16 protein-coding genes are annotated in these 18141 nt (G+C 62.1%); 8 read left to right on the plus strand and 8 right to left on the minus strand.

All coding sequences use genetic code 11. The features are described 5' to 3' along the window. Window positions 1-35: 35 nt before the first annotated feature. The 4 genes from HMPREF3173_RS03680 to HMPREF3173_RS03695 all read right to left on the minus strand — a co-directional run bounded on the left by HMPREF3173_RS03680 (window position 36) and on the right by HMPREF3173_RS03695 (window position 8857). Complete coding sequence (locus tag HMPREF3173_RS03680; protein ID WP_043206895.1) at window positions 36-599, minus strand: DUF4174 domain-containing protein; 564 nt, start codon at window positions 597-599, stop codon at window positions 36-38. A 226-nt stretch (window positions 600-825) separates the two neighbouring features. Then, complete coding sequence (locus HMPREF3173_RS03685) at window positions 826-5349, minus strand: NEL-type E3 ubiquitin ligase domain-containing protein (RefSeq protein WP_168166363.1); 4524 nt, start codon at window positions 5347-5349, stop codon at window positions 826-828. A 101-nt stretch (window positions 5350-5450) separates the two neighbouring features. Beyond that, a complete protein-coding gene (locus HMPREF3173_RS03690) occupies window positions 5451-7811 on the minus strand; it encodes a DNA polymerase II (protein ID WP_070571655.1) in 2361 nt (786 codons plus the stop codon). A 125-nt stretch (window positions 7812-7936) separates the two neighbouring features. Then, window positions 7937-8857 carry a LysR substrate-binding domain-containing protein gene (locus HMPREF3173_RS03695; protein WP_070571588.1) on the minus strand — a complete coding sequence of 307 codons (921 nt, stop codon included), beginning with the start codon at window positions 8855-8857 and terminating at the stop codon, window positions 7937-7939. A gap of 154 nt (window positions 8858-9011) precedes the next feature. Here HMPREF3173_RS03695 and HMPREF3173_RS03700 point away from each other — a divergent pair, with 154 nt between their 5' ends. The 7 genes from HMPREF3173_RS03700 to HMPREF3173_RS03730 all read left to right on the plus strand — a co-directional run bounded on the left by HMPREF3173_RS03700 (window position 9012) and on the right by HMPREF3173_RS03730 (window position 14343). Continuing rightward, window positions 9012-9788 (plus strand): YqcI/YcgG family protein, encoded by a 777-nt coding sequence (locus HMPREF3173_RS03700; RefSeq protein ID WP_070571589.1) that lies wholly within the window; start codon window positions 9012-9014, stop codon window positions 9786-9788. 2 nt (window positions 9789-9790) lie between these two features. Then, window positions 9791-10420, plus strand: a complete 630-nt coding sequence (locus HMPREF3173_RS03705) for a LysE family translocator (protein ID WP_070571590.1) — start codon at window positions 9791-9793, stop codon at window positions 10418-10420. Window positions 10421-10459: 39 nt separating this feature from the next. Continuing rightward, complete coding sequence (locus tag HMPREF3173_RS03710; RefSeq protein ID WP_070571591.1) at window positions 10460-11554, plus strand: hypothetical protein; 1095 nt, start codon at window positions 10460-10462, stop codon at window positions 11552-11554. 190 nt (window positions 11555-11744) lie between these two features. Beyond that, window positions 11745-12407 (plus strand): hypothetical protein, encoded by a 663-nt coding sequence (locus HMPREF3173_RS03715; RefSeq protein ID WP_070571656.1) that lies wholly within the window; start codon window positions 11745-11747, stop codon window positions 12405-12407. 93 nt (window positions 12408-12500) lie between these two features. Then, a complete protein-coding gene (locus tag HMPREF3173_RS03720; RefSeq protein WP_043207072.1) occupies window positions 12501-13202 on the plus strand; it encodes an AzlC family ABC transporter permease in 702 nt (233 codons plus the stop codon). Then, on the plus strand, window positions 13199-13513 hold the full coding sequence (locus tag HMPREF3173_RS03725; RefSeq protein WP_043206906.1) for an AzlD domain-containing protein: 315 nt from the start codon (window positions 13199-13201) through the stop codon (window positions 13511-13513). The genes HMPREF3173_RS03720 and HMPREF3173_RS03725 overlap by 4 nt, the downstream gene beginning before the upstream one ends. Then, on the plus strand, window positions 13510-14343 hold the full coding sequence (locus HMPREF3173_RS03730) for an AraC family transcriptional regulator (RefSeq protein ID WP_070571592.1): 834 nt from the start codon (window positions 13510-13512) through the stop codon (window positions 14341-14343). The genes HMPREF3173_RS03725 and HMPREF3173_RS03730 overlap by 4 nt, the downstream gene beginning before the upstream one ends. A 189-nt stretch (window positions 14344-14532) precedes the next feature. On the opposite strand, the gene HMPREF3173_RS03735 is transcribed toward HMPREF3173_RS03730, so the two are convergent. Beyond that, window positions 14533-15690, minus strand: coding sequence for an MFS transporter (locus tag HMPREF3173_RS03735; protein WP_256543870.1), 1158 nt, complete (start codon window positions 15688-15690; stop codon window positions 14533-14535). A 149-nt stretch (window positions 15691-15839) separates the two neighbouring features. Here HMPREF3173_RS03735 and HMPREF3173_RS03740 point away from each other — a divergent pair, with 149 nt between their 5' ends. Beyond that, on the plus strand, window positions 15840-16067 hold the full coding sequence (locus HMPREF3173_RS03740) for a hypothetical protein (RefSeq protein ID WP_043206911.1): 228 nt from the start codon (window positions 15840-15842) through the stop codon (window positions 16065-16067). A 118-nt stretch (window positions 16068-16185) separates the two neighbouring features. Here HMPREF3173_RS03740 and HMPREF3173_RS03745 read toward each other — a convergent pair whose 3' ends face one another. The 3 genes from HMPREF3173_RS03745 to nfuA form a co-directional block, all read right to left on the minus strand. After that, window positions 16186-16665 carry a copper chaperone PCu(A)C gene (locus HMPREF3173_RS03745; protein ID WP_070571594.1) on the minus strand — a complete coding sequence of 160 codons (480 nt, stop codon included), beginning with the start codon at window positions 16663-16665 and terminating at the stop codon, window positions 16186-16188. After that, window positions 16665-17273, minus strand: a complete 609-nt coding sequence (locus HMPREF3173_RS03750) for an SCO family protein (protein ID WP_043206915.1) — start codon at window positions 17271-17273, stop codon at window positions 16665-16667. Before HMPREF3173_RS03750 ends, HMPREF3173_RS03745 begins: the two co-directional genes overlap by 1 nt. Window positions 17274-17506: 233 nt before the next feature. After that, window positions 17507-18091 carry a Fe-S biogenesis protein NfuA gene (nfuA, locus tag HMPREF3173_RS03755; RefSeq protein ID WP_043206916.1) on the minus strand — a complete coding sequence of 195 codons (585 nt, stop codon included), beginning with the start codon at window positions 18089-18091 and terminating at the stop codon, window positions 17507-17509. Window positions 18092-18141: the final 50 nt, after the last annotated feature.

Genomic DNA, 18141 nt, shown 5'->3' on the forward strand with positions numbered 1-18141 from the left:
AGGCGCCAGGCCAACCGGCGCCTTGCTTGTATCGATCAGTCCTCAAGCGGCTTTGGCGGTGCCGCCGGTTTTGCCGGCTTGGCAGGCTTGCTGTCCTTGCCCTTGGACTTGGGCTCAGCAGGCGCGGAAGCCGCCACCGGCTCCGGCGCGCTCACGGCCTTCTCGCTGGCAGGTAGTTCGTCCACGGCCTTGATGATCACCTGCGGATCTATCTTCTCGCCGCTGTCGTCGTCCTTGAGCACATGCCGCTCACCATCCTTGCCCACCAGGATCACCTTGGTGCCCTTGCTGGCGCCGAGCTTGAGTTCGCGAATCAACGCCATGGTGGTCTGCTGTTCGAGGTTCTTGTCCTCGCGCTTGCCCATCATGTTGGCAACGCTGTACAGCACTAGGCTGCGCTCTTTGAAGGCGGCTTGGGTAGCGGGGTCCTGGAGTGCCTCGTTCAACCCGCGCAAGGTCGGGTCGGCGCTGCTGGGTGCGATGATGACCAAGGGCCTTGCCTTGCCCAGTTCCTTGGCCAGCGGAGCATCGCTGTCCGCAGCGAACACAGGGCTTGCGAGGGCAAGCAGAGTGGCGAGGGTCAGTGACCGGACGAGCATGCGCATCTCCTTATTTCTCGATAACTCAAAGACTACAGATCATTGAGAAAGATCCGACGTGCGAGCCTAAACCACCTGACAAGTCAGGTGATAAGGCGAAAGGTAACTGGCCATTACCAGCTACGCGTCGAACCAAGCTTGCGACCTCTGCAGAAGCCGCGCCCCCCCGAACTGAGCATAGTCCAAAGCCCTCCAGCCAGCGCGGCACCTGCAGGCAATTCTGGCATCAACGGACATCGATGCCGGCACCGGCCGGGGCCGTCCCCAGCACCCGGTTGGTCAGAACACGCATCTCGTATCGCTCGTCAGCTTTTTGCAGCTTCTGGAGTCGTTTCATCTGGGCTTCGATGTTTTCCACCTGTTGCAGAACCTGGGCCGATAAGGCGTGCGCCTGGGTGTCGCCCTGCGTCAACGCATCCCGCTGCGCCGTCAATTGCTCAAGCTGTCGGTGATGCCGTGCGTTGCCTTGGTCGAAGTGCCCAGGGTTTTCCGCCAACAGATGCTCACGCCAGAAATCCTGATCCACCATCCAGCTGGCCAGCGCTTCGTGCTGTTCTGCGGCGCGAACCTGGGTACGGATCCGGTCGACCCGGGCCGGATCCAGATGGGCATACTCAGGAAACGCCATTTCGCCCGCCTCGATGGGTAAATCAAGCGATTCACGCAATGCCAGCTTATAGCCCAGCATTACCTCGACCTCATCTAGGGGGGTGCCTGCTTCAGCCTGGGCACGCAGGAAGCTCAAGATATGATCCTCGACCTGCTCCAGGCGCCACAGGCGCCGTCCGAGCCTAAGCAATGCCTGCGTCGTGGCGCCCTGCTCGGTGCCGGCCTGGGCCTTGGCCTGGACCGCTAACATCCGCACCTCCAGATTGTGAAACCGTAACGCCACACTGTCTTGGCAAGTCAGGTCATCGTCGGCATGGGTAAACAACTCTGTGAGCAAATCAGTCTGCTCGTGCATGTTTTTCAGCATGGTCAGCACTCGCTGGGCCAGTACCTGCGGTTGATTCTGGAAATCCGCGGTATCGAGCAACCTGCGCAGAAGTGTCATGAGCCCAGCCGAGCCCTCGGCCGCCTCGATCGAGTGCCACAGCTCGAGCAGCCGGTCCCGGTCAGGGCTCGCAACGGCATTGCTCCAGGCTATGGCATGGGTATTGGCTCCCCTGACGGACTGGAACGCCACGCGCAAGGCCTGGACATCGTCCTCGGCCAGCGGATTGCCCATCAACAGCACGCGATGCCTGAGCCACAACGGGGCCTGATGGAACATCGGCGGTATCCGGGTGATTCGATTGTCGCTCAGGTCCGCATAGTCCAGCTGCGCGCACTCCAGCAATCCCGGAGGCAGCACATCGATGAAAGTGTGGCGCAGCAGCAGTCGCCTGAGCCTGGAAAATCCGCTGACGGAAAACGCCAACCCCAGAGGGTTGTGGGAAAGATTGATGTATTCCAGGCGGGAGCAGCGAGTCAGCTCAGAGACTTGGCTGTCATCCAGGGCGATTTGGTTGTCGTACAGGTTCAGTTCACGCAGGCGCGGCAGTTGATGCAGGCGTGCCGGCAGTCGAGACAGTCGGTTGCCGCTGACCCGCAGCGTCCGGAGGTTGGGAAACGCCTGCAGGAAATAGTCCGGCACATGCGCCAAATCCATATCCAGAATCGCCAGCTCAGAAACATGGGAGAAGCTGCGGGTAGGCAGAGGGGGCAAGAATCCTGGCCTCAGGCCGTGGAGTTCCAAGCGATATTCGATCGCCAACGAATTGAGCTGCGAAGGCTCGTCGGTGACCCGTTGCCAGCACGCCAGCAACTGCCCCGTGACCCGCCTGCGATCTGACCTTTCCAACAGCGCAGTGGTGGCTGTGAGCCAAGTATTGAGCGATTGTTCCAGGGTCTTGAGTTCTTGACGAAGCTGACGCAGTTCCTGCGCCATGTCCCTGCCGCTACGCTGCATTTTCACTTGCCAGGCACTGACCTGAGCGTCGGAGTAAGTGGGATAGATCCGCCGCAGTTCCGCCTGGATCATCCAGGGGCCTCCTCGGCTCCGGCTGCTACCGGACAGGCGCCCACTCAAGGGATAACCGAGCCGGCCATCGTCCTGGCGCAGCGGGGCCAACCAGCGGTCCTTGCCTTGCCCTTTGCTCAACAGCTCCCTGACCTCGCTGGGGCGTTCGATCGCCTGGCGGGCCAGCAGCACGCGCAGGTTGTGGGCAAAGGGATCGGCAATGCCCATGGCCGCTTGCTGGCCTTGATAGGCGGCGGCCAGCGCGTCGAACAACTCATGCGGCTCGCCCAACAGGTTCGTTTCAGAATCGACGACCAGGAACTTACCCTTGACGTGTATCAGATCATAGGTGGTGGCCCCCTCCTCGCTCGCAACGAGCAAGGGGCCGCTGGCACTGCCCTCAAGCAAACGCCAGCGGATACCCGTGGCAGCACCGGGCAAGTAGCGCAGCATGCCGATGGCGACCCGGGCCACATCAGCGTTTTGCGGCGTGTCCAGGTGCAGCGCTTCATACACGCGTGTCACACGCATGTTTTGTACATACGCTCTGGAAGATTCCGCCAGTTGCAGCGGCACACGTCCACTGTCAAGCAGGCGTTGCCGGTCCGTAGTCGTCGCCGCGTCCACCAACCCTTGCGCAGCACGCCAGTGCAGGCTTGGAAACACCCGACGCAACATCGTGCTGGCGAGGTTCTCGCCGTTGGGCATGTGTTCGTAGAGATCCTGCAGCAACTCACGCCGAGCCTTCCATGCCACCTCGGCCAATGCCTGGTCAGGCAGTCCGCCAGCTCCGGGAAGACGTTGGGCGCCCTGCAATGCAAAGGCATCCTCCACCTGCTTGCCCGAGCGCAAGCGCTCGACCATGTCGCGGATGCGCAGGTCCAGGTGGGCACGGACCGTGCTGTCCAGCAACCCGGAAGCCGGCGCGCGACCATACACGTGCAACCCCCGCAGATCATCCGCCTTTAGCCCGTGGAAACTCAGGACCAGATCGATCCGCTCGTCATCCAGCTCGCGAAAGTGCCCACCCAATCGACGGAACAAGTAATGGACATCTTCCCACTGGGCCGGCTGCTCGAACCACAACCGCCAGGCACCCGCACCGTTGTGTCTCAACAACGGCCCATGCCCAGCCTGCGGCAGCAGTTGCCATTGCCCGTCCTGGGTTCGCTGACGCACGCGGTAGTAGTGTCCGTCCATCTCGATCCAGGCCTGCTCCCCCAACCGGAAGACCCCGGCTGTATCGCTCGTCGCGCCTGACGGTGGCACGTCACTGCGAAAGGCCTTGACGTCCGCAGCCCACAGCTTTGCCGAGCCGTCTTCCAGATCGGCCGGCAGCAGGTTGTCCATGATGCTCGAGCGCGCCGACAAGGCCTCTACCCCAGCGACCGCCGCGCTGGTGGCGCCGGCCACCGACACCGCGGTAACGACATTGAGCAGGTGTTTGCATGCCTGGCGTGTGTGGTTGTCTTGCCAGGCCTCGATGCCGTGGTAGACCTCAGTGAGCGTTTCCCAGGCGCTGACGGCCAAAAGCACCTCGCCAAGCACCGGCACAAACAGGCCTGCGGCGGACAACAATGCCTGGCCATCGGCGGCGAGGCGCTCGTCGTATTCGCGCTGCAGGGTGCGGTCCAGTTCTTCAACCGGCGCTACGAGCACCTTCGCGTCATCTTTTATCTGCTCGATACGCGCATGGGCCAGGCGTTGAAAAAAAGGCGTGCCATAGGGCACGAGGCTTTCATCCAGGCTGATGTTGGCCCAGATGACCAAGTCTTTGTACGCGGGGACCACGATGGAATAGAACGCATGGCTGTCGCGTCTGCGCACGAAGCGGCGAAAGAATGACTGGTACGCCTGGCTGCGTAGGCGCCTACCCAGTTCGTTGGCAAGCTTGCGAAGGCTGGAGAACCCGCTCCAGGCCCCATTTGGATCGCCAGGCACATAGAGCAGCAACCTTCCGTCGTTGTGCGACTCATCGATGACTACGATCTGCTGCAGGTCGCAGTCCAGCAGACGCAGACGCTGCGCTGTCACGGTCGAAGCCTTGTTTTGCGCGCCCTCTTTCGCGCAGAGTTCGGCGATCGACTCAAGCTCACGCTCGCTCAGCCCAGCGCGGTCAAGGGCCTGGTAAGCATCAAACAGCATGGCATGGCGGCTCCAGTCAGCCAGCAAGCATGGGACGGTCCATGCCGGTTTGTCGTCTGTCACAGACCCGCTCAAAACCTCGGCCAGATGCGCTTGGTATGCGCTGCCAAGATCGAGTTCACGACACAGCTTGGCAAACTCGGTTGCAGACGGCGCCTTGATCCTGCCCTGCCTGGCGCTGGTCAAGCGATTGCCGCGCGGTTGCCCGCCCGCTACGGCTTCCTCAGCGGTGAAGTTGCGTACTGCCACCTCCAGAAGCGAACGCTGGTCGTACTGCTGCTTGGTCAGGTGGACGCCAACGGGCTGGGCATTGATCACAAGCTCCGGGTACCCGCCGATAAAACTCCACTGATGAAGATTGAACTGAGCCGAATAGCGCGCTCGCAATGCGGCTTGCAGCTTGGATTTGATAAAGCGGTCCAGCGACTCGATCCGCCCCAGCACGTGTTTGAGATGCGAACGCAGCACCACGCTTTCGTCCATCGCATCTGCAAACCGAGCCCGTTGCTGCGGCGTCGCCGACTTCATCCACAGCGGCAGGCGTTCAGCGATGAAGCCATCCTGATAGGCACGCTCCGCTGCCAGCTGCGTTGCTTCGTTCACTTGCGGTTCATTGCGCTCGCCGCCCATGTCCATCTCCTGGTTGACTGGAGCGACGAGGCTAGGCGCTTGGCTTGGCGAAGGAACGCTAGATAGCTACCACCTCAAAACAACAGCAGTTGCCGACCGGTCAATGTGTCGAAGTCATCACCGACGAAAGGCAGGATCGCGTCGGCCACTGGCTGCAACTGACGCGACAGGTAATGCTCGTGATCGATCGGAGACTGCTGGTTTTCCAACGGCTCGGGACCGGCCGTGGTGATGACGTAGCTGATCCAGCCGCCGTTCTGGTACTGCTGCGGTCGCCCCAGGCGGCTGTTGTACTCATCGGCCAGGCGCGCGGCGCGCACATGCGGGGGCACGTTGCGTTGGTAGTCGGCCAGAGGACGCCTCAGGCGCTTGCGATAGACCAACAAATCATCCTGCTCACCGGCCAAAGTGCGTCGCACGAAATCGCGCACATAGTCCCGATAGGGCTGGCTGCGGAAAATACGCCCATACAGCTCCTGCTGGAACTGCCGGGCCAGCGGTGACCAGTCGGTGCGCACCGACTCCAGTCCCTTGTAGACCATCTCCTCCTGGCCCTCGGCGCGGCGGACCAGGCCGGCGTAGCGCTTCTTGCTGCCCTCGTCGGTGCCGCGGATGGTCGGCATGAGAAAGCGTCGATAGTGGGTTTCGAACTGCAGCTCCAAGGCGCTGTCCAGGCCCATGGTTGTCTCAAGGTGCTGGCGCCACCACTGGTTGACCTCGTTTACCAGCTCACGGCCGATACGCGCGGCGGCCTCTTCGCTGTGCGCCCCCTTGAGCCAGACGAATGTGGAGTCGGTGTCGCCATAGATCACATCGAAGCCACGGGCTTCGATCAGCGCCCGGGTCTGACGCATGATCTGATGACCGCGCATGGTGATCGACGATGCCAACCGGGGGTCGAAGAACCGGCAGCCACTGGAACCCAATACGCCGTAGAAGGCGTTCATGATGATCTTCAGTGCTTGGGACAACGGCGCATTGCCTGCGCGCTTGGCCGCCTCCCTGCCCTGCCAGACCCGCTCGACGATCGCCGGCAGGCTGTGCCGGGTACGGGAGAACCGGGCCCCGCGAAATCCCTCTACCGAATGCGCATCGTCCGGCTGGGCCAGGCCTTCGACCAGCCCCACCGGATCGATCAGGAAGGTACGAATGATCGAGGGATACAGACTCTTGTAATCGAGCACCAGCACCGAATCGTACAATCCAGGGCGCGAATCCATGACAAAGCCGCCGGGGCTGGCTTCGTCCGGGCGGCTGCCCAGGTTCGGCGCGACATACCCCAGCCGGTGCATGGGCGGGATGTACAAATGACAGAACGCCGCCACCGAACCACCGCTGCGATCGACCGGCAGGCCCGTGACTGTGGCGCGTTCCAGGAGAAACTCCAGCAGACGGGTATGGGCGAAAATGCGCGTGACCAATTCGCAGTCCTTGAGGTTGTAGCGCGCCAGCGCGGGCTTGTCCTCGGCGAACATGCGGTTGATTTCGTCCATGCGCTGGTAGGGCGAGTCGATGGCCTTGCCCTCGCCCAGCAGGGTCTGGGCGACACTCTCGAGACTGAACGACGGAAAGCTCCAGGTGGCCGAGCGCAGTGATTCGATGCCGTCTATCAACAGCCGGCCTGGGGCATCGGCGAACACGTGGTTGCGGCTGCCATGGGCGCGCAAAGTCAGCGGCGCACCGTTGCGTCCCAGGGTCAGCGGCACCTGCAGACGCGCGGCATGCTCATGCAGCAGGCGTAGGTCGAATTGCACCAGGCTCCAGCCGATGATCGCGTCCGGGTCATGGCGTGCGAACCAGTGGTTGAGGCGCTGAAGCAACTGGGCGCGGTCCTCGCAGTATTCGAGGTTGAAATCCACTTCGCGGGTATCGCCGTTGGCCGGCCCCAGCATATAGACCTGCCGCTGGCCGCAGCCTTCCAGGGCGATACTGTAGAGTTCGCCGCGCTCGCTGGTCTCGATGTCCAACGACACCAGGCGCAACGCAGGGCGGTAGTCAGGGTTGGGTTTGAGATGGGCATCGCAGATCACGCCCTGGGCATCAGCTTGACCGCTGAACAGCACCGGTGCGGTGATGAAGCGCTCCATCAGGTAGCGCTCCGGTGGGCGGATGTCGGCCTCGAAAACCTCGATGCCGGCGCTGCGCAGGCGCTGCTCAAGTTGCATCAACTGACGGTGCTGCCGGCAATACAGGCCCAATACCGGACGCTGTTCGAAATCGCGCAAGCCAAGCGGGCGCAACTCCACCCCTTGCTCGTTCCCCAGCAACAGCCGCGCGTGCTCACCTTGCCCGGCCGCGATGAACGCCACCGACACCTGCGGCGCCAAGCGCAACTGCCGTGGCCCCTGTTCGGTGGCCAGCCAGAACTCCACGCAGGTGCCCTCGGGCGTGTCATGCCAATGGCGGGTGAGGACAAAGCCCTGCTGCAACTGCACCGCGTCGACCTCGATCATGTTCGTTGGCAAAGCGTCATTCTACCGCGTCATGACGGGAGCGACTGTCTTGATTGCATGGCGCCATTCAATCCAGGGCGCGCCCCATCCGTGCAGTGGGCTTCTTATCAGCCGTAGAGGTAATCGATGTCCTTGTGAGCCAGTGGCGGCACCTGGCTGAGCAAGTAGTCCCGCAGGCGCTGCATGTGGCGCGCCTTGGGGCTGGACTTGAGCCACGTCATGTAATAGCCATCACCTGTGGCCACCGCGTGCTTGAACGGCGTCACCAGACGGCCCGCGGCCAGGTCGGCGCTGACCAGCACCAGGTCGACCACCGAGATGCCCAGGCCCTGCTGGGCCGCCGAAATACCTTGGTCGAGAGTGTCGAAAACCTGCCCCTGGTCGATGCTGATGTCCTGGGCGTCCATCCGCGCCAGCCAGCGCCGCCAGTCGCGCCGATCCGGCGAGGGGTGCAACAGGTCGCAATGCTGCAGCGCAGACAGCCCCGGCTCAGCGCCTTGAAGATACTCAGGATGGCACACCGGGATCAGCCACTCGTCGAACAGTTTCAGGCTCTCGACGTCGGCCGCGAAGCGTCCATTGCCCAACAGGATGGCGCAGTCGTAGGGCTCGGAATAGAAGTCTACCGTGTCGATGTCCATCCAGACGCTCGACAACTGCACAGTGCAGCTATTGTCGATTTTCTTGAAGCCATCCAGCGCCTTGAGCAACCAGCGCACAGTGAGGGTCGAAGGCGCCTTCAGACGAAGGCCGTAGCGGTCCTGACGCAGTAAGGCGCAGGCGTTTTCGATGATCTTGAAACCCACCTTGAGCTCCTGGGCCAGCAACCGGCCATGCTCGGTCAGGCGCAGCTTGGGTCCGCGCCGCTCGAACAGGTCGCAGCCGAACATGGCCTCTAGGGTCTTGACGTGATGGCTTACCGCTCCCTGGGTCAAGGCCAACTCCTGGGCTGCTCGGGTGAAGGAGCCGTAGCGCGAGGCCACTTCGAAGGCGCGCAAGGCGTGGAGTGCTTGAATCCGTTCTGACATGGTCCTGCCCAAAGCATGAGTGAGACTAATAGTAGGTCATAGTTCCACACGTTTTACAACGTCGGAAGGTTCTCAGAAAATGCTGTTAAATCACAAATTTACAATGGAAACCGCATACATCTTGCTTAGATGTCACTGAATCTCTGGGGACACCATGTTTACGGGTTATGGAAATTGCTATCGCTTGGATGCGCTAGAGCTGGCCGCTGAACATATCCAAAAATGCCAACATTGGGCGTATCAAACCCTCGCACAGTTTCGTACCTTGCTCGGCCATCCCGACTTTCCCTGCCTGTTCGGCCGCAAGGCGGTCGCCGCCGGCACCTGCCATCTGGTCTTCGCGCGCGCGACGCAACTGGCGACAGACATTGCCCGAGGGCTCGCCGATTACGTGAGCATCCTCGAACCGATCCCGCTCAGGCAGCGCATCGGCAACCCCTTGCTGGTGTTTCTCGAAACCGAGCCAGACAGCACGCTGGCCGAACAGCAGGCGCTGGCCTGGTCGGTGCTGCAACAAGTCCATGAACTGGACCCGCAACCCTGGCCTCGGACGCTACCCACAGACCCTCATGACAGCGACTGGTCGTTCTGCTTCGCAGGCATGGCGCTGTTCATCAACATGAATTTCCCGGCCCACCGGCAGATGAAAAGCCGCAACCTGGGCGCGCACATCGCCTTCGTCATCAACCCGCGGGAGAGCTTCGACGAGGTCGCCAGCGCCGCCACCGAAAGCGGCCGTCGCATCCGTGCACGCATTCGCGAGCGGGTACGCCATTACAACGATGGCGTCGTCCCCGATACCCTGGGCTTCTTCGGCCAAGAGGACAATTTCGAATGGCGCCAGTATCAACTCCAGGAACCGGGCTCGCTCAACCCTTCGCGCTGCCCATTCCATGCGCATGCAACACCTGAAACCCTGATCGAGAACTGACCGTGAACACCGCACTCACCGCCACCTATGCCCTCACCGTGCTGCTGCTGATCGCCACCCCTGGCCCAGTGGTGGCACTGATCGTCAATACCGCAGCCACCTCAGGCTCACGCAAGGCGCTGTCGACCGCCATCGGCACCAATTGGGCTTCGCTTGTCCTGATCGCCGCCGCTGCCTGGATCATCATGACCAGCGCCGCCATCGACAAGGCCTGGCTCAGCGGCATGAGCCTGCTGGGCTGCCTGTTCATCGCCTACATCGCGATTACCACCCTCCGAGAAGCGATGCAGGCGCCGGCCCCCGATGCGCCGGAACAAGCCCCTGAACAGCCTGGGCGCAGCGGGCTGCTCCAGGGGTTCATGGTGGGCATCTCCAACCCCAAGGACATCATCTTTTTCATTTCCTTCTTCCCGCAGTTCATCCAGATCACCGAATCGTTCGGCAAGAGCATGGTGGTGCTGTCGCTGTTGTGGATTGCCATCGATTTCGCCGTGCTCAGCCTGTACATATTCGCCATCGGCAAGATCGCCTCGCAACGCAGCAACCGCATCATCACACTCGCCTCGGGCATTGCCCTGCTGCTGATCGCCCTTGCCGGACTGGCCTACAACATCAAGGAGCTGGCCGGCTGAACCGCGCCACCCTCTACCTCGCGTGCCAAAGGAGCGCCCATGAGACCGATCGACCATGACACGAACGTCCAGGGCAGCCCTCTTCCCCTGCAGCAGGACTATCAGCGCTTCCTGCTACTGGGCAGCCGTCGCGCACCGCATACCCTTTACATGCATGAACGAGGCTATCGCTCCGGCACCATCAACACCGACAGCCATGGCATGCGCTACAGCCATTGTGCCGACAGACGCTGCTCGGTGACCGAGCACAGCGGCGTCAAGCGGGTCAATCTGCTGGTGGGTGGTTCGACTACCCTGGGCATCGGTGCCAGTTCCGACAAACACACGATCGCCTCCTACCTGTCGGCGTTGACCGGCGAGGTCTGGCTGAGCCTGGCCGGCTGCGGCCTCAATGCCACTCAGGAACTGCTGATGTTCCTGACCCACCAACATCGCTTCACAGAGGTCGGCCACGTAGTCGTACTCAGCGGCCTGAACACCGTGGCACACGAGGCGTTGGGCGAAGTGCTGGCGGGCGATCACGAACAAGGGCACGCCCTGGCTTACCAGGACCTGCTCAACAGCTTCAACGAAGGCGTGCACACCGCCCATCCACCACCCGGCGAGTCGCTCTGGCGCCGCCTGGGCCAGGCCCTGGCACCTCGCAGACAACCGCCTGCCCCCGCCTGGAAACTGTCGGCCCCCGACAAACGCCTGGCCCGCGCCGCCGACACCATCGGCCGCAGCCTGCAGCAATGGGACCGCCTGCTGGGCGGCGGCTATGCCACCCTCACCTTCATCCTCCAGCCCCTGCTGCCCTGGTGCCGGGAAGCCATCCCTCAAGACGAGCAGCTCATGCTCCAGAACCTGCAACGCCAGCCGACGAACTTCGACCGATTGCTGGCCGATGTCTTCGACAGCCAGTTGCACACGGACTTCTTTCGACGCATCAAGCAGCAGGCTGCGCAGGTGCCCTGTTATGACATGAACGGCATGCTCAGCAGTTGCGCGATGTTCGACCAACCGTTGTTCGTCGACCGCCTGCACTTCAACGACCTGGGCAACAGTGCACTGGCCAAGGTGATCACCGCCAAACTCGGGCTGGCCCAGGAAAAGCACGCCAATTATCGACCACCGCCCGTCAGGCTGGTCTGACAAAACAGGATTGGCCTTTCGGCAGGCAGCGTTGGGTGGCTAGAATACGGCGTCGTCGCTCTTGATTCGCTTGAGGTACATGCGTAACTGCCATGATGATCGAAGCCGTCCTGCCGTATCTGGCCCACCCTGGCCAGTCCGCCTGCGAGGCCTACCTGTGAACCGCGCCTTCTTCTGGTCGCCGTTGTTCATGGCCGTGCTGGCGCTCGACACCCAAGCGCTGGAAGTACAGATCGACCCCCATGCCGATCTGCTCTACCGCCAGGCCCTGCCCCTCTTGGAGCAGGCCGACCTCCAGGACGACAGCCCCAGCCCACTGCGCACCTCGATTGGCAGCGACCCGGAACTCAGCCGCCAAGGCCAAGCCCTGGCGCGAACCCTGCCCACCGCCGTGGCCTTGCTGAAAAAATCGGTGGCACTCAACCATCCGGTCGCCCAGTACCGCCTGGCGCTGTACTACATGACCTACCTGCCGACCGCGCAAATTCCGGATGCGGCCTGCCCGCTGCTCGAAGCCAGCCTGCAACAAGGATTCGCGCCACCCGCCCCGGCGATCGCGACCTGGTGCCCGCCTTACAACGCAAGCCCCGCCTACCGTCAGGCGCTGGAAGCGATCCCCAGCATGGCCACCCGTTATGCCGCCTATTACCCTCAGCCTGCGATACGGCTGGCCTGCAACCGCAGTCAACCCCAAGGCCTGGAAATGCAGTGGGGGCGCCAGCGGGACTACCAGGCGGAGGTGTATCGCCTGCTCGGCGACCTCGATCCTCAACAACGCCAGACCTTGCTGCAAAAGGCAGTGGACATCAATGGCTGCGCCGCAGCCCAACGACACCTGACCAGCAAACGCTAGACTCACTTAGCAAGGGGCAGGCAGCAAGAATGTTCAAGCCATGCCCCATCCGCTCTGGCATGCTGGACTGCCTTGCCGATTCAAGTCACCACCATGCCCTGCAGCCCACCTGTCGCCCGCCAAGCATTCCTCCATGGCGCCATCGCCATCATGCCCTTATCCCTGGCCGTAGCCCCCTGGGGCCTGCTCGCCGGTTCCATGGCCATCGAGGCCAACCTCAGCGCCTGGGAGGGCCAAGGGCTGTCGGCCATCGTTTTCGCAGGGGCCGCGCAATTGGTAGCGATCGGCATGCTCAAGGGCGGTGCCAACCTGTTCTCGATCCTGCTCACCACCTTGTTGCTGACCTCCCAGCATTTGCTCTATGGCCTGAGCATGCGTCCGGTGCTGTCCGGCCAGCCGCTGCGCTGGCGCCTGGGGCTGGGCTTTCTGCTCACCGATGAATTCTTTGCCCTGACCAGCCGCTACGACCAACAGCAGTTCAACCGCTGGTACGCCCTGGGCGTCGGCCTGACGTTCTATGTGGCCTGGAATCTGTTCACCCTGGCCGGCATCCTGCTAGGCCAGAACATTCCACACCTGGACCAGCTGGGCCTGGACTTTTCCATCGTCGCCACGTTCGTCGCGTTGATCGCACCGCTGGTGCGCAACCTGCCGACAGTGGTGTGCGTGGCGGTGTCGCTGCTGTGTTCGGTGCTGTTCAGCCATTGGCATTGGGAGACCGCTCTGGTCGCTGCCGGCCTGCTGGGCATGAGCGCCGGCTTCGCTTGCCAGAAACTCACCGGAGGCCGCTCATGACCTGGCTGCTGATCTTCGCCATGGGCCTTGTGGTGTTTCTTAACCGCTACGCTTTCCTGGAACCGCGCCTGCCCCTGCGCCTGAGCTCCAATGCCCGGCAATTCTTGGGCTTCGCCGTACCTGGCATGCTGACGGCCATCTGCGGGCCGATCATCTTCCTGCCTGGGCATCAACTGGACCTGAGCCTCACCAACCCCTACCTGCTCGGCTCACTGGTGGCGATCGCCCTGGTGCTGTTGACCCGCAGTGTGTTGCTGAGCATGCTGGTGAGCATGTTGATCTTCTTCCTCCTGCGCAGCTGGCTGGCATGAACACGCCCCCGCGCGAACAGACCCATCTCTGGCAAGCCCCGGCACTGGGCGATGTGGAAATGCTGCACGCGCGGTATTTCCAGCAACGCTTCGCCCCTCATGTGCATGAAGGCTACGTGTTCACTGTAATCGAGTCCGGCGCCCAGCGTTTCTGGCATCGTGGCAGCGAGCACCTGGCACCGGTGGGCAGCATGGTGCTGATCAACCCGGACGAGCTGCACACCGGTGCCACGGCCCACGAGGCAGGCTGGCGCTATCGTGGTTTCTACCCCGAGCACGAACGGGTCACTGGCGTACTCGACGAGCTGGAGCTGGGTCGCCATGGCATGCCGCACTTCAAGGACAGCGTGATCCAGGACCCCGCCCTGGCCACCCTGTTCAGCCAGTTACACCGGCTGTCAGAGTCCGACGCGAGCGCCTTGGAACAACAGACCGCTTGGCGCCAGGCAGTCCTGGCGCTGGTACAACGCCATGGCCACGGCGCCGAGGCGCCCGCCCCCGGCAACGAACCGCGCGCTGTGGCCCGCGCCCGAGAACTGCTCGAAAGCCAGCTGGCCGACCCACCGTCGCTCGAAGCCTTGGCCGCAGCGGTCAACCTCTCCCCCTTCCACTTCGCCCGGGTGTTCCGCCAGGCCACCGGCCTGCCGCCCCACGCCTGGCTCAAGCAGCGCCGCCTGTCCCGCGCTCGGGAATTGCTCAAGAGCGGACTACCCGCCTCAGAAGTCGCCTTCGCCCTGGGCTTTGCCGACCAGAGCCACCTCAGCAGGCAGTTCAAGCAGGCCTATGGCGTGACGCCGGGGGCGTATCGGCAGGCGTGTCGATTCGTTTAGCACCCGGTCACACCGCTCAGAAAGGCAGCTCCAACTGCAGATGGGTCAATGCCTTGCGTCGCACCTTGACGGCAATGCCCACCAAACGCACTGCACGCCCGTGGCGCTTGGTCTCTCAAAGTCTGCACAGCCCCAGGAAGACCTCTGGCTCCAGGCCTTGCGCAGGGGTTTCAAAGGTTAATAACAGCACTATGCACGATCCTGATGCTCATCCGGAGCTCCTTTCTTGATATTCCAGCGCAGGGGAGCGACGACCAGCATGAACGTCATCCCAACGAAGGTGACCGGGCCGACCAGGAAATAGACGATGCTGGCAATCAACCCTGAAAAGGCATCACCGATTACCGCAGTGAAGTAGTACAGCGAGAAGTTGCGCCCGACCTCCTGCTCGTTCGACAAGCACTGGATATTGGTCACGATGGCAATATCGACAAAGGCGCCGACGAACCCCACAAAGAACAGTACCAACAGGAACAGCCAGGTGTTGAACTGAAGCGCCACGGCAGCGATGAAAAACAACGCGCCATATAGCCCCCAATAGCGCAACACAAGACGCGCCGAGGTGTGTCGATTGAACCTGGTGTAGAGCAGGCCGCCCAGCACGGTACCCGTGGCCAGCAGCGAGAAAACGTAGCCAACCGCCGCCTCCGAGGAGAACCGTTCAAGTACCGATGCCGGGAGGATGAAGCGTATGACGGATGTGGCGAACATCGCGCAAAAGGTCGTGCAACAAATCACAGCAAATAGCGGTGCATTGCATGCACGCATATGACCGACACTGCGTGCGGCATCACGCACCAGCGCCATGCCATCGAAGGCCGCCGCTTTCGGTTTTCCAACCGCAGGCAACCTGGCCAGACTGGCTGCCGACAACAGCAGGGAAACAGCAAAGAACAGGAAAGTCGCCTCACTGGCGTAAAGCAACGCCACAGCCGAGAACACCAGCGGTCCAAGGATCGACGACATATCCTCGACCACCTGTACGCCGCTGTTGACCGAAGGCAGTTCGTTCCGCTCGACGATGTCGGGGAAATAGGCACGAAACGTTGGTACATAGAGGCAATCCAGTGCCGTCATGACCATCGCGGCAAGGGTGACTACAACCAATGCGGGCTCGGAAAAGGAGAACAATGCAAAGAACACCAATGCCAAAGCTGCTTTGGTTAGCTCTATCCACACTAAGGTGCGTCTGCGTTCACTATGGTCAGCAAACCAGCCACCCATCGGTGAAAAAACCATGCTGGGTAGATAGCGAAAGAAGTACACCAGGCCAATCAACAGCAGGTCTGCGTCGACCATCGACACCACCACCACGGCAATAGAGAGGATGAAGACCGTCTTACCCAAGCCGTGTATATATGCCATTAATGGATAATGCAGTCGTTGTGCATCGCGCGAGACGTGAGGGTGCTGATGCGCAGTGAGTACCCAGCCCCCACATCAGGCAGGAGCCCCACCCCCTGCTACACTGAAAGGGCTGAACGGAGGAACCTGCCATGTCCGATAGAGAGCTCACCACCCTCCTGACGCTGATGAACCAGCGCCAAGCCTGTCTGAGCAGTGCCTGCAAGGAGATTGCCGACTGGATCGACCGGCAGGGCGATGTGCCCGCGGCTGGCAAGATCCGCGCCAGCCTCAAGGCACTGGAGGCCGAAGACGCCCAGGTACGCAAGACCTTGACCTCGCTGACCATCGAGCGGCCCTTGCCAAGGTTTCGTAGCTGAGCAGCATTGGTAATGTCGATCGGGGCGCTTTGGCGCCCCTTTTATGTAGCAAGGCCGCGCCCACACGGTGGGAGCGGCCTTGTGTCGCGTTGGGCTGCGCGGCAGCCCATGCCACCGATCAGTGCATGTGCGCGTGATCATGCCCGGCTTCAGCCCCCAGCGGGCGAACCGGTGCCTGGATTTCCAGGGTCTGCTTTGTTCCCTTGGCATCTTCGATGGTCAGGGTCAGCGGCACCTGCTCGCCTTCCTTGACCTGCTGGGTCAGGCCCATGAGCATCACGTGGTAGCCGTTAGGATCGAGGGAGACCGCTTTACCGGCGGGCAGGTCGACGGCCTTGACCTCACCCATGCTCATCACGTCACCCTTCATGCTCATCTCGTGGATCTGCACGGTCTTGGCGACCGGCGAGGCCACGCTGAGCAGCTTGCTGTCGGTGTCGGCGGTCAGCGTCATGAACGCGCCAGTGGACTGCTGGTGCGGCACGCTGGCGCGAACCCAGGCATCACTCACGGTGGTCTGGGCCAGGGCCGGCAAGGCCAGGCCCATCATGGCCAGAACGGCCAGCGCACGTTTGGCAGGTTGCAGTGAAACAGCCATTAGCAAATCTCCATCAGGGTGACCAGGTCTTCGGCGCATTCCTTGGCGGTCAGGGAATGGCCAAGACTCAAGCGCAGAGTGCCACGCGTGTCATAGACGTAGCTGGTGGATGAATGAGAGACGGTGTAGGTATCGCCGGCGGGGACCTTCTCGTAGAACACCTTGAATTCCTTGGCCACCTCGGCGATTTCCTCGGGGGTGCCGGTCAGGGCGGTGAACGACGGGTCGAAGGCCTTGACGTAGGCATCGAGCACTTCTGGGGTATCACGCTCCGGGTCCAGGGTGATGAGCACCACCTGGAACAGGTCGCGGTCGCGGCCCCTGAGCAACTTCCTGATTTGCGCCGCGCGCGCCATGGCGGTCGGGCAGACAGCCGGGCACTGGGTGAAGCCGAAGAAGATCATCGGCATGGAGCCATAGAAGCTCGACAGGGTGCGCTCGTTGCCTTGGGTGTCCTTCAGGCGGAATTTGCGCCCGAGGATTTCGTTGCTCATGTTCTTGCCGTACTTGAACTCGAGCCCCCGGGCCGGGTTGCAACCGGCCAGCAGGCCAAGCCCCAGAACGCCCATCCCGGCGACGACAGCACGCCGGGTCAGTAGATCAGTCATGGAACCATCCTTTATAGGGAAGGTGCCGGCCCCTGGGATGGGCCGACGAAAAAACCGAGGCATTCTGGCATGACACCCCAAGGGCATCCACCCGACGAAGGAGGGATCGGCCTGCAGCCCTTGAAATCCGGGCTGCGGCCTGTTGTCGCAGGGCTTGATTCCGTAACACTTTGTTGCTAGGTGCAACATCTTGCAAAGAGAACGCTGGATGAACCCACGCCAGGCAGCATGGATCAGTAGTAGGCGTTTTCCTTGTTGCTGTGGTCGGTCACGTCACGCACACCCTTGAGCTCCGGGATACGCTCGAGCAGGGTGCGCTCGATGCCGTCCTTGAGGGTGACGTCGGCCTGGCCGCAGCCTTGGCAGCCGCCGCCGAACTGCAACACGGCGATGCCGTCATCGACCACATCCACCAGGCTCACGGCGCCGCCGTGGCTGGCCAGTCCCGGGTTGATCTCGGTCTGCAGGTAATAGTTGATGCGCTCGTTGAGCGGGCTGTCCTCGTTGACCATCGGCACCTTGGCGTTCGGTGCCTTGATGGTGAGCTGACCACCCATGCGATCGGTGGCGTAGTCGACCAGCGCGTCCTCCAGGAACGGCTCGCTGACCGCATCGATGTACGCGGTGAAGCTCTTCAGGCCCACGGCCGTGTCGTCGGGCTTCTCCTCGCCTGGCTTGCAGTAGGCAATGCAGGTTTCAGCGTACTGGGTACCCGGCTGGGTGATGAAAATGCGGATGCCAATGCCCGGGGTGTTCTGCTTGGACAGCAGATCGGCCAGGTAATCATGGGCGGCGTCGGTAATGGTTATAGCGCTCATGGAAGTTCCTCACAGACTTGTCGGCAAGTGTACGCCAACCTGGCCCCCGA

The organism is Pseudomonas sp. HMSC08G10 (assembly GCF_001808425.1).
GTDB classification, from domain to species: domain Bacteria; phylum Pseudomonadota; class Gammaproteobacteria; order Pseudomonadales; family Pseudomonadaceae; genus Aquipseudomonas; species Aquipseudomonas guariconensis.